This is a genomic window from Lysobacter sp. 2RAF19 (assembly GCF_052115395.1).
Lineage (GTDB): Bacteria > Pseudomonadota > Gammaproteobacteria > Xanthomonadales > Xanthomonadaceae > Noviluteimonas.
In genome coordinates, this window is sequence record NZ_JBFRGO010000002.1 from 802,019 (window position 1) to 817,214 (window position 15,196).

The 15,196-nt window shown below is 68.2% G+C and carries 10 protein-coding genes and 2 pseudogenes; all 12 read left to right on the top strand.

The window, feature by feature from the left end:
* The 12 genes and pseudogenes from AB4059_RS10645 to lpxC all read left to right on the top strand — a co-directional run bounded on the left by AB4059_RS10645 (position 1) and on the right by lpxC (position 15,179).
* Positions 1–1,872, top strand: coding sequence for a peptidoglycan D,D-transpeptidase FtsI family protein (locus tag AB4059_RS10645; protein ID WP_498978874.1), 1,872 nt, complete (start codon positions 1–3; stop codon positions 1,870–1,872).
* Positions 1,869–3,368 carry a UDP-N-acetylmuramoyl-L-alanyl-D-glutamate--2,6-diaminopimelate ligase gene (locus AB4059_RS10650; RefSeq protein WP_498978875.1) on the top strand — a complete coding sequence of 500 codons (1,500 nt, stop codon included), beginning with the start codon at positions 1,869–1,871 and terminating at the stop codon, positions 3,366–3,368. The genes AB4059_RS10645 and AB4059_RS10650 overlap by 4 nt, the downstream gene beginning before the upstream one ends.
* Entirely contained in the window at positions 3,365–4,762 is a 1,398-nt protein-coding gene (locus AB4059_RS10655) for a UDP-N-acetylmuramoyl-tripeptide--D-alanyl-D-alanine ligase (RefSeq protein ID WP_498978876.1), read from the top strand. The genes AB4059_RS10650 and AB4059_RS10655 overlap by 4 nt, the downstream gene beginning before the upstream one ends.
* Complete coding sequence (gene mraY, locus AB4059_RS10660) at positions 4,752–5,837, top strand: phospho-N-acetylmuramoyl-pentapeptide-transferase (RefSeq protein ID WP_498978877.1); 1,086 nt, start codon at positions 4,752–4,754, stop codon at positions 5,835–5,837. Before AB4059_RS10655 ends, mraY begins: the two co-directional genes overlap by 11 nt.
* Entirely contained in the window at positions 5,837–7,147 is a 1,311-nt protein-coding gene (gene ftsW / locus AB4059_RS10665) for a putative lipid II flippase FtsW (RefSeq protein WP_498978878.1), read from the top strand. The genes mraY and ftsW overlap by 1 nt, the downstream gene beginning before the upstream one ends.
* A pseudogene (gene murG / locus AB4059_RS10670) lies at positions 7,144–8,214 on the top strand (undecaprenyldiphospho-muramoylpentapeptide beta-N-acetylglucosaminyltransferase); the annotation flags it as partial. The gene ftsW and the pseudogene murG, both read left to right, overlap by 4 nt.
* Positions 8,215–8,252: 38 nt before the next feature.
* Positions 8,253–9,695 carry a UDP-N-acetylmuramate--L-alanine ligase gene (gene murC / locus AB4059_RS10675; protein ID WP_498979063.1) on the top strand — a complete coding sequence of 481 codons (1,443 nt, stop codon included), beginning with the start codon at positions 8,253–8,255 and terminating at the stop codon, positions 9,693–9,695.
* A complete protein-coding gene (locus tag AB4059_RS10680; protein WP_498978879.1) occupies positions 9,692–10,684 on the top strand; it encodes a D-alanine--D-alanine ligase in 993 nt (330 codons plus the stop codon). Before murC ends, AB4059_RS10680 begins: the two co-directional genes overlap by 4 nt.
* Positions 10,681–11,364: pseudogene (locus tag AB4059_RS10685) on the top strand (cell division protein FtsQ/DivIB); the annotation flags it as partial. The gene AB4059_RS10680 and the pseudogene AB4059_RS10685, both read left to right, overlap by 4 nt.
* A gap of 59 nt (positions 11,365–11,423) precedes the next feature.
* A complete protein-coding gene (ftsA, locus tag AB4059_RS10690; RefSeq protein WP_036169410.1) occupies positions 11,424–12,659 on the top strand; it encodes a cell division protein FtsA in 1,236 nt (411 codons plus the stop codon).
* 89 nt (positions 12,660–12,748) lie between these two features.
* Positions 12,749–13,987 (top strand): cell division protein FtsZ, encoded by a 1,239-nt coding sequence (gene ftsZ, locus AB4059_RS10695; protein WP_498978880.1) that lies wholly within the window; start codon positions 12,749–12,751, stop codon positions 13,985–13,987.
* A 283-nt stretch (positions 13,988–14,270) separates the two neighbouring features.
* Positions 14,271–15,179, top strand: a complete 909-nt coding sequence (gene lpxC, locus AB4059_RS10700; RefSeq protein ID WP_036169406.1) for a UDP-3-O-acyl-N-acetylglucosamine deacetylase — start codon at positions 14,271–14,273, stop codon at positions 15,177–15,179.
* Positions 15,180–15,196 lie beyond the last annotated feature (17 nt).

Here is a 15,196-nt window from a genome sequence, read left to right on the forward strand (position 1 = left end):
ATGCCGCCGAATGAAAAGCGCGGCCCGAACGGTGTCGGCCGCCTGCGCGCGTTGTTCGGTGCGCAGCGGCAGAAGCCGCGCGGGCGTGCGCAGTTCAACCTGCGCGGGCGCCTTGCGATCGTCGCCGGCACGCTGGCCCTGTGTTCGACCGCGCTGCTCGGCCGCGCCTTCGACCTGCAGGTCGTGCACCAGAAGTTCTACCAGGCGCAGGGCGACGCACGTTTCCTGCGCGAAATGCCGATCGCCACCTCGCGCGGCATGATCACCGATCGCAACGGCGAACCGCTGGCGGTGTCCACGCCGGTCGAATCGATCTGGGCCAATCCGCAGCTGCTGCTCAAGTCGCCCGAGCGCATCCCGGAACTGGCCAAGGCGCTCGGCGTGCCGTCCGACCACCTCGCGCGCAAGCTTTCGCAGCGTGCGACGAAGGAATTCGTCTACCTGCAGCGCCGCATGCGCCCGGAAACGGCGCAGGCCATCATCAAGCTCGGCATCCCCGGCGTGTTCTCGCAGCGCGAATACCGCCGCTTCTATCCGCAGGGCGACGCCGTCGCGCACGTGCTCGGCTTCACCGACATCGACGACAGCGGCCAGGAAGGCCTGGAACTGGCCTTCGACGAATGGCTGCGCGGCACGCCCGGCGCGGAGAAGGTGATCCGCGATCGTCGCGGCCGCATCGTCGAGAACGTCGACCTGGTCCGCGCCGCGTTGCCGGGCAAGGACCTCACGCTGTCGATCGACCGCCGCATCCAGTTCCTCGCCTATCGCGAACTGCGCAATGCGCTGCTGGAAAAAGGCGCGAGCAGCGGTTCGGCCGTCGTGCTCGACGTCACCACCGGCGAAGTGCTGGCGATGGCGAACCTGCCGTCGTTCAATCCCAACGCGGTGGAAAGCGCCAATCGCGAAGCCCACCGCAATCGCGCGGTGACCGACCTCATCGAGCCGGGTTCGACGATGAAGCCGATCACGGTCGCCGCGGCGCTGGAAAACCACGTCATCACGCCGTCCACGCGATTCGACACCAATCCGGGTTGGATCCCCAACGGCCGCTTCCGCACGACCGACACGCACAACTACGGCGTGCTCGACACCACGGGCGTGATCACCAAGAGCTCCAACGTCGGCGCGGCGCTGATCGTGCACCGCCTGGCGGACCGCACGTTCTACGACTACATGCGCAAGCTCGGCTACGGGCGCTCGACCGAAAGCGGATTCCCGGGCGAAGCGGCGGGCCTGCTGCCGGCGCCGGACCGCTGGAGCGGGACGAGCAAGCAGACGATGGCCTACGGTTACGGCCTGAGCGTGACGCCGCTGCAGATCGCGCAGGCGTACGCTGCGATCGGCAACGGCGGCAAGTTGGTCGCGCCGACGTTCGTGAAAGGCCAGCGCAACGAGGCCCACCAGGTGATGGATCCGGTGGTCGCCAACGAAGTCTTGCGGATGATGGAGACGGTGACGATGCCCGGCGGCACCGCGACCCAGGCGCGCGTGCTCGGTTATCGCGTCGCCGGCAAGACCGGCACCGCGCGCAAGGCCAGTGCGGGCGGTTACTCGCGCCGCTACGTCGCGTTCTTCGCGGGCCTGGTGCCGGCGAGCAATCCGCGTTTCTCGATGGTCGTGGTGATCAACGATCCCGCACCCGAACTCGCCTATGTCGGTGGCCTGGTTTCGGCGCCGGTCTTCCAGCACGTGATGGATGGCGCGCTGCGCCTGATGGATGTCGCGCCGGACGACCTGGATGCATGGCTCGCCGTGCAGGCCGCCGCCGAAGCCAAGCGCGCGCCGAAGAACAAGCCCGGCGCCGTCGCGACGCCCGTGCCTGCCGCGCCGGTGGCCTTGCCGGTCGCGCCGACGCAGGGAGCGCGCCAATGACCCGCGCGATGCGCCTGGCCGACTTGCTGCCGGATGTCGAGGCCGTGCCTGCCGACCTGGAAATCACCGGCCTGGTGATGGACAGCCGCGCGGTGACGCCGGGCGATGCGTTCGTCGCGATCGCAGGCTTCGGCGCGCACGGATTGCTGTTCGCCGAACAGGCCAAAGCCAGCGGCGCGCGCGCGGTGTTGTTCGAACCGCCGGCGCCCGAAAACGCGCCCGCGCCCGCCGATGCGATCCCGGTTCCCGGTTTGCGCGCGCGCCTGGGCGAACTGGCCGATCGTTTCCACGATTTCCCGTCGCATGCGTTGACCACCGTCGGCGTCACCGGCACCAACGGCAAGACCTCCACCGTGCAGTTGCTCGCGCAAGCGTGGACGCTGCTCGGCACGCGCGCGGCGTCGATCGGCACGCTCGGTGCGGGACTGTATGGACAGGTCGTGCCCACCGGCTTCACCACGCCGCTGGTCCTGCAGGTGCACCAGTTGATCGCGCAATTGCGCGACCAGGGCGCGCAGGCGCTGTCGATGGAAGTCAGCTCGCACGCGCTCGACCAGGGCCGCGTGGCCGGCGTGCATTTCGACGTCGGCGTGTTCACCAACCTCACGCGCGACCATCTCGACTATCACGGCGACATGGCCAGCTACGGCGCCGCGAAGGCCAAGCTGTTCGGCTGGCCCGGCCTGCGCGCGGCGGTGATCAACCTCGACGACGATTACGGCCGCGCGATGTTCGATGCGCTGCCCAAGACCGTGCGCCACGTGGGCGCGAGCGCGCGCGGCGATCGCGATGCGATGGTGCGCGCGGAGAACATCACGCTCGACAATCGCGGCGTCTCCTTCGACCTGGTGGTCGGCGAGGAACGTCATCCGGTGCGCTCGCCGCTGCTCGGCCGCTTCAACGTCGACAACCTGCTCGCCGTCGCCGGCACGCTGGTGGCGCTCGACCACGCGCCTGCCCAGGTCGCCGACGTGTTGTCGCGCCTGCAGCCGATCCACGGCCGCATGAACCGCCTCGGCGGGCAAGGCGACGCGCCGCTGGTCGTCGTGGATTACGCACACACGCCCGACGCGCTCGAACAAGCGCTGACCTCGTTGCGCGCGCACGCCGCCGCGCAGCTGGCCTGCGTCTTCGGCTGCGGCGGCGAACGCGATACCGGCAAGCGCCCGCAGATGGCGGCGATCGCCGAGCGCCTGGCCGACCGCGTGTTCGTCACCGACGACAACCCGCGCGGCGAAGACGGCGATCGCATCGTCGACGACATCCTCGCCGGCTTCAGCGACGCGATGCGCGTGGATCCGCGCCTGACCATCGAACGCGACCGCGCGAAGGCCATCGCGCGCGCGGTCGGCGAAGCCGGCCCGGACGACATCGTGCTCATCGCCGGCAAGGGGCACGAGCCGTACCAGGAAATCGACGGCATCCGCCATCCCTTCGACGACACGGATGTCGCGAGCCGTGCACTGCAACGGCGAGCATCGGAGGCGCGCCCATGAACCCCATGCCGCTGAGCCGCATCGCGAACCTCGTCGGGGGCCGTGTCGTGGGCGATGACGTCCTGGTCGACGTCCTCGCCACCGACACGCGCGCGATGCCGAAGGGCCACCCGCTGTTCATCGCGCTCAAGGGCGAGCGCTTCGATGGCCACGACCACTTGCCGATGGCCGCGCGCAACGGCGCGATCGCCGCGCTCGTCTCGCGCCAGATCGATTCGCCGCTGCCGCAATTGATCGTGGCCGACACCGAACGCGCGCTCGCCGCATTCGCCGCCGGCGTGCAACGCGAACGCAAGACGAAAGTCATCGCGATCACCGGCAGCAACGGCAAGACCAGCGTGAAGACGCTCGTGCTCGCGATCCTGCGCGCGGCCTTCCCGGAAGAAGGCGCGGTCTACGCCAATCCGGGCAATCGCAACAACGAGATCGGCTTGCCGCTCGCGGTGCTCGATGCGCCGGAGCAGGCGCAGATCGCCGTGTACGAAATGGGCGCCGGCAAGCCGGGCGACATCGCATACCTCACCGCGATCGCGCGTCCGGACATCAGCGTGGTCAACAACATCGCGCCCGCGCACCTGGAACGCATGGGCAGCCTGCTCGGCGTGGCCGACACCAAGGGCGCGATCTACGACGCGCTGCCGGCCGACGGCGTGGCCGTGATCAATGCCGACGATGCCTTCGCACCATATTTCGCCGAACGCGCGCATGGCCGCCGGCTCATCCGCTATGGCCTGGAAGCGAGCAGCGATGTCACCGCGCACGCGATCGACCTGCTGCCCGACAGCGCGCACTTCACGCTGGTCACGCCGATCGGCGAAGTCGAAGTCGGCCTGTCCCTGCCCGGCCGCCATAACGTCTTGAATGCACTCGCTGCCGCGGCGATCGCGCTCGGCGCGGGCATCGACCCGGAAGTGATCGCCGACGGCCTGGCCCGCGCGCGCTCGGTCGCCGGCCGGCTGGTCACGCATCGCCTGCACGACGGCGCGGTGCTGATCGACGACAGCTACAACGCCAACCCCGGTTCGCTCAACGCCGCCATCGATACGCTCGCATCGAGCGGCGATCACGCCTGGCTGGTGCTCGGCGACATGCGCGAACTCGGCGCGGATGCTGAAGTGCTGCATGCCGAAGCCGGCCGTCGCGCGAAGAGCGCGGGCATCGCGCGCCTGTACGCGCTCGGCGCGTTGAGCGGGCACGCCGTCGAAGCGTTCGGCGAGGGCGGTCGGCATTTCGAAACGCACGCTGCATTGGCGCAGGCGCTGGAGCGCGACCTGCAAGCGCAGGACGTGCGCGAAGGCATCCGCATCCTGGTCAAGGGCTCGCGCGGAAGCGCGATGGACAAGATCGTGTCGGCGTTGCTGCGCGACGAGGGGAACGCTCCGCATGCTGCTTGAACTCTTCCGCTGGCTGGAACAACTCCAGAGCCTGTTCGGGCTCTTCGGATACCTCACGTTCCGCGGCATCCTCAGCGCGCTCACCGCGCTGGCGCTGTCGCTGTGGTGGGGGCCGGCGATCATCCGCCGCCTGGCGCTGCTCAAGGGTGGCCAGCCGATCCGCAAGGACGGCCCGCAGTCGCACTTCTCCAAGGCGGGCACGCCGACGATGGGCGGCGCGCTGATCCTGCTCACGATCGCCGCATCGGTGCTGTTGTGGGGCGATTTGCGCAACCGTTACGTGTGGCTGGTGCTCGGCGTGATGATCGCCTTCGGCGCGATCGGCTGGTGGGACGACTGGATCAAGATCGTCAAGCGCGATCCCAACGGGATGAAGTCGCGCTGGAAGTATCTGCTGCAGTCCTTGTTCGGCCTGGGCGCCGGCCTGTTCCTCTGGTACACCGCCGATACGCCGGCGGCCACCACGTTCTACATCCCGTTCTTCAAGACCGTCGCCCTGCCGCTGGCGTCGATCACCTTCGTCGCACTCGCGTATTTCTGGATCGTCGGCTTCTCCAACGCGGTGAACCTGACCGACGGCCTCGACGGCCTGGCGATCATGCCCAGCGTGCTGGTCGCGTGCGCGCTCGGCGTGTTCGCGTATGCATCGGGCAACGCGGTGTTCTCCGAATACCTGCAGATCCCGCCGGTGCCTGGCGCGGGCGAACTGGTGATCATCTGCGCGGCGATCGCCGGGGCGGGGCTCGGATTCTTGTGGTTCAACACCTATCCGGCGATGGTGTTCATGGGCGACATCGGCGCGCTCGCGCTGGGTGCCGTGCTCGGCACGATCGCGGTCATCGTGCGCCAGGAATTGGTGCTGGTGATCATGGGCGGCATCTTCGTCGTCGAGACGCTCTCGGTGATGATCCAGGTCGCCTCGTTCAAGCTCACGGGCAAGCGCGTGTTCCGCATGGCCCCCATCCACCACCACTTCGAGCTCAAGGGTTGGCCGGAGCCGCGCGTGATCGTGCGCTTCTGGATCATCTCCGTGATCCTCGTCCTGGTCGGTCTCGCCACGTTGAAGGTGCGCTGATGAGCGACGGCAACAACGGCCGGCACCAGGCGACGCGGCTGGACGCGATCGAAGGCCGCTTCGATCCGTGGCTGATGGGCGCGGCGATCGCGCTGGCCTCGCTGGGCGTGGTCATGGTCGCCTCCAGCTCCATCGCCATCGGCGAAGGGATGCACGTGGGGCCGTTCTACTTCCTGATCCGCCACCTGGTGTTCCTCGCCGGCGGTTGCGCGCTCGCGTTCTGGATGATGCGCACCGAGCTCAAGACCATCGAAGCGAAGAACCACCTGCTGCTGCTGGCGTGTTTCGCGCTGCTGCTCGCGGTGTTCGTGCCCGGCATCGGCCGCACCGTGAACGGCGCGCGCCGCTGGCTGAACTTCGGCGTGTCCAACTTCCAGGCCGTCGAAGCGGTGAAGCTGCTCTACATCGTGTGGCTCGCCAGCTATCTGGTGCGCTTCCGCGATGAAGTCAACGCGACGTGGATGGCGATGCTCAAGCCGCTCGGCGTCGCCGCGCTGCTGGTGGGCCTGCTGATCCTGCAACCGGACTTCGGTTCGCTCTCGCTGATCCTGGCGATCACCGCCGGCATGCTGGTGCTCGGCGGCGTCAACATGCCGCGCATGTTCGGCCCGGTGCTGGTCGGCCTGCCGATCCTCGCGGCGATCGCGATCGCCGAACCGTATCGCGTGCGCCGCTTCACGTCGTTCATGGATCCGTGGGCCGATCCGTTCGACAGCGGCTACCAGCTCACCAATGCGCTGATGGCGGTGGGCCGCGGCGAAATCTTCGGCGTCGGCCTGGGTGCGTCGGTGCAGAAGCTATCGTACCTGCCCGAAGCGCACACCGACTTCATCCTCGCGGTGATCGCCGAGGAACTGGGCCTGGTCGGCGTTGCGCTGGTGATCGCGCTGTATGCGTTGCTCGCCGGTCGCGCGTTCTGGATCGGGCTGAAGTGCGTCGAGATGCGGCGCCATTTCGCCGGCTATTGCGCGTTCGGCGTCGCGCTGTGGATGAGCCTGCAAAGCTTCGTTTCGATCGGCGTGAACCTCGGCCTGCTGCCGACCAAGGGCCTCACGCTGCCGCTGATTTCCTCGGGCGGTTCGAGCGTGCTGATGACCAGCATGGCGATCGGCCTGTTGTTGCGCGTGTCCTATGAACTGGAGCGCGCCGAGCGCCAGGTCGCGCGCCTGCGCGGCGAAGCGCTGCAACCGGCGCCGGGCAACGTGCCGGCGACGACGCAGCCGCCGGTGACGACGGCCGCCACTGCGAGCGTGCGCGGCACCAGCCGCCTGCGCCAGCGCGTCGAACCCACGCTCGGGAGGACCGCATGACGGCCACCGCGCGCGTGATGATTCTCGCCGGCGGCACCGGCGGCCACATCTTCCCGGGCCTGGCGGTCGCGCGTGCCTTGCGCGCGCGCGGCGCGGAAGTGACGTGGCTCGGCGCCGATGGCCAGATGGAAACGCGCCTGGTGCCGCAGCACGACGTGCCGATCGACACCATCGCGGTGAAAGGCTTGCGCGGCAAGGGCATCCTCACGCTCCTCTCCGCACCGGTGCGCGTGCTCAATGCCGTTCGTGCAGCGGCGCGCGTGATCGCCCATCGTCGTCCGCGCGCGGTGATCAGCTTCGGCGGTTATGCCGCTGGTCCCGGCGGCGTGGCCGCGCGATTGGCGGGCATTCCGTTGATCGTGCACGAACAGAATCGCGCGCCCGGCTTCACCAATCGCGTGCTCGCGCGCATGGCGCGTCGCGTGTTGACCGGTTTCCCGCAGACTTTCGCCAGCAGCGTGATCGCCGAAGTCGTCGGCAATCCGGTGCGCGAGGAAATCGCCGCCGTGCAGCCGCCGCAACTGCGCATGGCGCGCGGCAACGACCGCATGCGCCTGCTCGTCCTCGGCGGCAGCCAGGGCGCGCGCGCGCTGAACATGGCAGTGCCCAAGGCGTTGCAGGCGCTGAACGATCCGACGATCGAAGTGCGCCACCAGTGCGGCGAGAAGCTGCGCGCCGATGCCGACACCGCGTACGCCAACGCCGGCATCGCCGCGCGCGTGGAGCCTTTCATCGCCGACATGGCCGATGCCTATGCGTGGGCCGACGTCGTCGTTTGCCGCGCCGGTGCGCTCACGCTCGCCGAACTCTGCGCCGCGGGCGTGGGCAGCGTGCTGGTGCCCTTCCCGCAGGCCGTCGACGACCACCAGACGCGCAACGCCGAGTATCTCGTCGAGCGCAACGCCGCCGTGTTGTTGCCGCAGGACGACGCGCTCGCCGACCAGTTGCGCAACGTGTTGATCGACCTGCGCGGCAATCCGGTCAAGCGCAGCGCGATGGCCGAAGCCGCGCGTTCCATCGCGCGCCCCGATGCGGCGGCGCGCGTGGCGCAGATCGTGCTCGAGGAAATCGCGCGCTTCGACCAGACGCACAGGGAGGCGGCATGATGGCCAACGTCCACCGCCGCCTGCAGGCCACCGGCGATCTCGCCAAGGCCTATCCGCGCGTGCACTTCATCGGCATCGGTGGCGTCGGCATGAGTGGCATCGCCGAAGTGCTGTGCACGCTGGGCTACCAGGTGTCGGGCTCCGACAACGCGGACAACGCCGTCACGCGGCGCCTGTCGCAACTCGGCGCGAAGGTGCACCGCGGCCACAGCGCGGCGAACGTGCTCGACACCGATTGCGTCGTGGTCTCCAGCGCGATCCGCAAGGACAATCCCGAATTGATGGAAGCGCGCGCGCAGCGCATTCCGATCGTGCCGCGCGCCGAGATGCTCGCCGAACTCATGCGCTTCCGCCGCGGCATCGCGGTGGCGGGCACACACGGCAAGACCACGACGACCTCGCTCGCCGCGAGCGTGCTGGGCGAAGGCGGGCTGGACCCGACCTTCGTCATCGGCGGCAAGTTGCTCGCCGCCGGCGCCAACGCGCGCCTTGGCGGCGGCCAGTGGCTGGTGGCCGAAGCCGACGAAAGCGACGGCTCCTTCCTGCGCCTGAATCCCGCGGTCGCGGTGATCACCAACATCGACGCCGATCATCTGGAGAACTACGGCGGCGACTTCGCCAAGGTGCAGGAAGCCTTCGCCGAATTCCTGCATCGCCTGCCGTTCTACGGGCTCGCGGTGCTGTGCATCGACGATCCGGAAGTCGCGACGCTGGCCAGGAACACGCCGCGCCACGTGATGACCTACGGCTTCGCTGCAGAGGCCGACGTGCGCGCCGAAGACGTGAGCCAGATCGGACCGAACATGCACTTCACCCTGTACCTGCCCGATGGGTCGCGCACGCCGGTCGAGCTCGCGCTCCCGGGCCGGCACAACGTGCAGAACGCGCTGGCCGCGGCGGCGATCGGTTGGCAGCTGGGCGTTGCGCCGGACGCGATCGCCTTCGCGCTGAAGAAGTTCGAAGGCATCGGCCGCCGCTTCAACCTGCTGGGCGAGCTGCGCACTGAAAAAGGCGCGACCGTGCAGCTGGTCGACGACTACGGCCACCACCCGAAGGAACTCGAAGCGGTGTTCGCCGCTGCGCGCGGCGGTTGGCCCGACAAGCGCCTGGTCGTCGCGTTCCAGCCGCATCGCTACAGCCGTACGCGCGATCTGTTCGACGAGTTCGCGGCGGTGCTCTCGACGGTCGATGCGCTGGTGCTGACCGAGGTTTATCCGGCGGGCGAAGCGCCGATCGCGGGCGCCGATGCGAAGGCGCTGGCGCGTGCGATCCGCACGCGTGGTCGCGTGGATCCGATCGTCGTCGGCGGGGCGGGCGAGTTGTCGGCCGTGTTGCCGGATGTGTTGCAGGACGGCGATCTGCTGTTGCTGATGGGTGCCGGCGATATCGGCGCGGCGGCGCAACAGATCGCAACGCAAGGTTTCGAAGGAGCAATGAAGTGAGCGGCAACCAGACATTCCCCCCGCTGCGCGTGACCGACCCGGCCGTGTTCGGCCGCGTCGCCGTGCTGATGGGTGGCACCAGTTCCGAGCGCGAGGTTTCGCTCGACTCCGGCCGCAACGTGCTGGAGGCCCTGCGTGCGCGCGGTGTCGCCGCCGATGCGGTCGACGGCATTCCGAACCTGATCCGCGAATTGCAGGACAAGCACTTCACGCGCGTGTTCAACATCCTCCACGGCCATGCCGGCGGTGGCGAAGACGGCGTGCTGCAAGGCCTGCTCGATGCGATGAACGTGCCGTACACCGGTTCGGGCGTGCTCGGCTCGGCGCTGAGCATGGACAAGATCCGCACCAAGCAGGTGTGGCTGTCGCTGGGTCTGCCCACGCCGAAGTACGTGCAGCTCGGCAAGGGCGCCGATGTGCACGCCGCTGCGATGTCGATCGGCCTGCCGGTCATCGTGAAGCCTGCCGCGGAAGGTTCGAGCGTCGGCGTCTCGCGTGTGTATGAAGAGAAGGACCTCGACGCCGCCGTCGAACTCGCCAAGCGTTACATCGACGAAGAAGCGCGCGGCGAGTTGCTGATGGAGCAGCTGATCGAAGGCGACGAGCTGACGGTCGCCGTCCTCGGCGAAACCGCGCTGCCCTCGATCCGCATCGTGCCCAAGGGCCAGTGGTACGACTACCACGCCAAGTACGTCGCCGAAGACACGCAGTATGTGTGCCCCGGCCTGGATGGCGACGCCGAAGACGAGATCCGCCGCCTGTCGGTCGCCGCGTTCAAGGCGGTGGATTGCAGCGGCTGGTCGCGCGTGGACGTGATGCGCGATCGCGCGAGCGGCAAGTTCTACCTGCTCGAAGTAAACACCGCGCCGGGCATGACCTCGCATTCGCTGGTGCCCAAGGCCGCGCGCCAGGTCGGCATCGATTTCGAAGAATTGTGCTGGCGGATCCTCGAAACCTCGCTCGACCGCGACGGAGGTGCGCGCAAGTGAACGCACTGCTGCGCATCCTGGCGTGGACCCTGGCGGTGGCACTGGTCGTGCTGCCGGTCGTTGCGTTGCTCAACGGTTGGGTCGCGTCCGAGCGTTGGCCGCTGCGTACGCTGCGCGTGCAGGGGACGTTGCACAACGTCGACGAATCGGAATTGCGCGCCACGGTGCTGCCGTATGCGCAACGCGGGTTCTTCGCCGTCGACCTGGAAGCGGCGCAGAACGCCGTCGCACGCCTGCCGTGGGTCGAGCGCGCCGAAGTGCGCAAGCACTGGCCCGACGTGCTGGAAGTGCAGGTGATCGAACATCGTCCGTTCGCGCGCTGGGGCACCGATCGCTTGCTCAGCGAACACGGCCGCCTGTTCCCGGTGAAGGGCATCCGCGTGCCGGCCAGCCTGCCGGAACTCGCCGGGCCCGACGCGCGCGTGCAGGACGTGGTCGCGCTCTACAACGAATCGCGCGCACTGTTCGCCAGCACCGGCCACGACGTGCGTTCGCTCGCGCTGGATGCGCGCGGCAGCTGGTCGCTGGTGTTGAACGACGGCACCGAAGTGGTCGTCGGCCGCAGCGATGCGCGCCCGCGCCTGGACCGCTTCGCACGGATGCTTCCGCAACTGACGGCGCAACCGCAACGGCTGTTGCGTCGCGCCGACCTCCGCTACACCAACGGGTTCGCATTGCAGTGGGCCGATGCACCGGCCGCCGCCGCGGCCGCACCCGTCACGAATTCGCAGGGAAACACATGAACCGCAAAGGCGACAAATCCTTGATCGTGGGCCTCGACATCGGCACGTCGAAGGTCACGGCGCTGGTGGGCGAATACTCGCCGGGCAGCCCGATCGAGGTGATCGGCATCGGCTCGCACGAATCGCGCGGGCTCAAGCGCGGCGTGGTGGTCGACATCGAATCGACCGTGCAGTCGATCCAGCGCGCGGTCGAAGAGGCCGAACTGATGGCCGGCTGCGAAGTGCGCTCGGTCTACGCCTCGATCTCCGGCAACCACGTGCAGTGCCGCAACTCGCAGGGCATCGCGCCGATCCGCGACGGTGAAGTCACCTACGCCGACCTGGACCGCGTGCTCGAAGCGGCGAAGGCCGTTGCGATTCCCGCCGACCAGCGCATCCTGCATGCGATCCCGCGCGACTACGTGCTCGACGATTCGCAGGAAGGCATCCGCAATCCCGTCGGCATGACCGGCGTGCGCCTGGAAGTGCACGCGCACCTGGTCGTGTGCGCGCAATCGGCGGCGGCGAACATCAGCAAGTGCGTGCAGCGCTGCGGCCTGCAGGTCGATGATCTGATCCTGGCTTCGCTCGCATCGAGCACGGCGGTGCTGACGCCCGACGAACGCGAGCTGGGTGTCGTGCTCGTCGACCTCGGCGCGGGCACCACCGACATCGCCGTCCACGTGCAGGGCGCGATCGCGCATTCGGCCTCGTTGCCGATCGCCGGCGACAAGGTCACCGAAGACATCGCGCACATGCTGCGCACGCCCACGCCGGAAGCCGAACAGATCAAGGTGCGTTACGCCTGCGCGCTCGCGCAGCTGGCCACCGCCGAAGAAAGCATCCAGGTGCCGAGCGTCGGCGATCGTCCGCCGCGCCGCCTGCCACGCCATTCGCTCGCGCAGGCGGTGCAGGCGCGTTACGAGGAAATCTTCGAAATGGTGCAGGCCGAACTGCGCCGCAGTGGATTCGAGCAGCACGTGCGCGCCGGGATGGTGCTCACGGGCGGTGCTTCGAAGATGGAAGGCGTCGTCGAACTCGCCGAGGAAATGTTGCAGATGCCGGTGCGCGTGGGCATTCCGCAGCACGTCACCGGCCTGGGCGAAGTCGTCGGCAATCCCGTGCACGCCACGGGGGTCGGGCTGCTGCTGATGGGCAGCCAGATCGAAAACCCGCGCAGGCCGTCGATCTCGGCGGGCCGCGCAGGCTCGTTCTTCAACAAGTTGAAGAACTGGTATCGCGGCGAATTCTGAGGAAGGCGGGCAAGGCGGAAGGGACGGCGAAGACAATTTTTGCAACAAGCATTACGTAGTTCATAAAACACTTATAAGAGGACACGGACATGGCGCATTTCGAACTCGTTGAAAAGATGGCCCCGAACGCGGTGATCAAGGTCGTCGGCGTCGGCGGCGGCGGCGGCAACGCGGTCGCCCACATGGTCAACAGCAGCGTGGACGGCGTGGAATTCATCACGGCGAACACCGACTCGCAGGCCATCAAGAACTGCGGCGCGAAGCTGCAGCTGCAACTCGGCTCCAACGTCACCAAGGGCCTGGGCGCCGGCGCGAATCCGGAAGTCGGCCGCCAGGCGGCGCTGGAAGATCGCGAACGGATCATGGACGCGCTGCAAGGCTCGGACATGGTGTTCATCACCGCCGGCATGGGCGGCGGCACCGGCACGGGCGCGGCGCCCGTGGTCGCGCAGCTCGCCAAGGAAATGGGCATCCTCACCGTCGCGGTGGTGACCAAGCCCTTCCCGTTCGAAGGCCGCCGCCGCATGCAGGTGGCGCTCAAGGGCATCGACGAACTCGGCCAGCATTGCGACTCGCTGATCACCATCCCGAACGAAAAGCTGATCACCGTCCTGGGCCGCAACGCCACGATGATCCAGGCCTTCCGTGCCGCCAACGACGTGCTGCTCGGCGCCGTGCAGGGCATCGCCGACCTGATCGTGCGTCCGGGCCTGATCAACGTCGACTTCGCCGACGTGCGCACCGTCATGTCCGAAATGGGCCTGGCGATGATGGGCACGGGTGCGGCGCGCGGCGACGATCGCGCGCAGGCCGCGGCCGAATCGGCGATCCAGAACCCGCTGCTCGACGACGTCAATCTCTCCGGCGCCAACGGCATCCTGGTCAACATCACCGCCGGCCCGGACTTCACGATGGCCGAGTTCGACGAAGTGGGTCGCACGATCGAGAACTTCGCTTCGGAAGACGCGACGGTCGTGATCGGCACCGTGCTCGATCCGGAAATGCAGGACGAAGTGCGCGTCACCGTCGTCGCCACCGGCCTGAATCGTGCGGTTTCGCGCCAGGCCCTGCCGACGCGCGAACACGGCACGGCCTACCAGGGCCGCGAGACGATGGTGCGTTCGCCGATCAAGCTGGTGCGCAACGCGACGACGGGCCAGCCGGACTTCGACGCGATGGCCAACCTCAACGAACCGGTCGTGCCGAACTTCTCCAATGCGACCTCGGGCAACCTGCGCGGCAATCGCAGCGAGCCGGCCGCGGCGGACTTCGGTGGCGACAGCAGCTACCTGGACATCCCGGCGTTCCTGCGCCGCCAGGCGGACTGAGCAGCACAACGGCTGAGAAGCGCGGGGCTGCGCCAGGCCCCGCGCCGTGTCCTTCGGTCGGCCGGACCCTACCGGCCGACCTCTTTCGGGCACGTCTTCGTCGAACCCGGCGCACCCTAGGGGCGCACCCACAAGGCACGTCCACGGGACGGTCCATCCCCCGTTTGCCAAAGCGTTCAGCAGTCAGCGTGGTACCCTTTGCGGCCGCTGCGCCACCGGCGCAGCCCGTATGAATCCCCCCGCCTCGGTTCGAGGTGCGAAGAGTCCAGACCGCACGCACACGATGCTGCCCCAACGCACCCTCAAGAACGTGATCCGCGCGACCGGCGTGGGCCTGCACAGCGGAGAGAAGGTCTATCTCACGCTGCGGCCGGCCGCCGTCGATACGGGCATCCGTTTCCGGCGCGTGGACCTGGATCCGGTCGTCGAGATTCCGGCCGACGCCGGGCTCGTCACCGAGACGATGTTGTGCACCGGCCTGTCGTCCAACGGCGGCAAGGTCATGACGATCGAACACCTGATGTCGGCCTTCGCGGGCCTGGGCATCGACAACGCGTACGTCGACCTGTCGGCGCCGGAAGTGCCGATCATGGACGGCTCGGCCGGCCCCTTCGTGTTCCTGCTGCAATCGGCCGGGATTTCGGAGCAATCGGCGCCCAAGCGTTTCATGCGCATCCGCAAGACCGTCGAAGTGCGCGATGGCGACAAGGTCGCCCGCTTCGAGCCCTACGACGGCTTCCGCATCGGCTTCACGGTGGTCTTCGACCATCCGGCCATTCCCGCCGCGCAGTCGCGCGCGGAGGTCGACTTCTCCACCACGTCCTACGTCAAGGAAGTGAGCCGTGCGCGCACCTTCGGGTTCATGCGCGACCTGGAGTTCATGCGCGAGCGCAACCTCGGCCTGGGCGGCTCGATGGACAACGCGATCGTGCTCGACGAGTTCCGCGTCCTCAACGACGACGGGCTGCGCTACGCCGATGAGTTCGTGCGCCACAAGATCCTCGACGCCGTCGGCGACCTCTATCTGGCCGGCCGCCCGATCATCGGGGCGTTCGAAGGCTTCAAATCCGGCCACGCGCTCAACAACAAGCTGGTCCGCGCGCTCCTGGCCGATGCCTCGGCATGGGACGAAGTGACCTTCGACGACCCGGCCGCAGCGCCCGTGGTCTACGGCAACCCTGCCATCGCCTGACCGGCGGTCACCCCCGG

Excerpts from the sequence above, each read along its gene's own strand:
- AB4059_RS10645 (WP_498978874.1), top strand. The coding sequence starts at position 1 with ATGCCGCCGAATGAAAAGCGCGGCCCGAACGGTGTCGGCCGCCTGCGC.
- AB4059_RS10650 (WP_498978875.1), top strand. The coding sequence starts at position 1,869 with ATGACCCGCGCGATGCGCCTGGCCGACTTGCTGCCGGATGTCGAGGCC.
- AB4059_RS10655 (WP_498978876.1), top strand. The coding sequence starts at position 3,365 with ATGAACCCCATGCCGCTGAGCCGCATCGCGAACCTCGTCGGGGGCCGT.
- mraY (WP_498978877.1), top strand. The coding sequence starts at position 4,752 with ATGCTGCTTGAACTCTTCCGCTGGCTGGAACAACTCCAGAGCCTGTTC.
- ftsW (WP_498978878.1), top strand. The coding sequence starts at position 5,837 with ATGAGCGACGGCAACAACGGCCGGCACCAGGCGACGCGGCTGGACGCG.
- murC (WP_498979063.1), top strand. The coding sequence starts at position 8,253 with ATGGCCAACGTCCACCGCCGCCTGCAGGCCACCGGCGATCTCGCCAAG.
- ftsA (WP_036169410.1), top strand. The coding sequence starts at position 11,424 with ATGAACCGCAAAGGCGACAAATCCTTGATCGTGGGCCTCGACATCGGC.
- ftsZ (WP_498978880.1), top strand. The coding sequence starts at position 12,749 with ATGGCGCATTTCGAACTCGTTGAAAAGATGGCCCCGAACGCGGTGATC.
- lpxC (WP_036169406.1), top strand. The coding sequence starts at position 14,271 with ATGCTGCCCCAACGCACCCTCAAGAACGTGATCCGCGCGACCGGCGTG.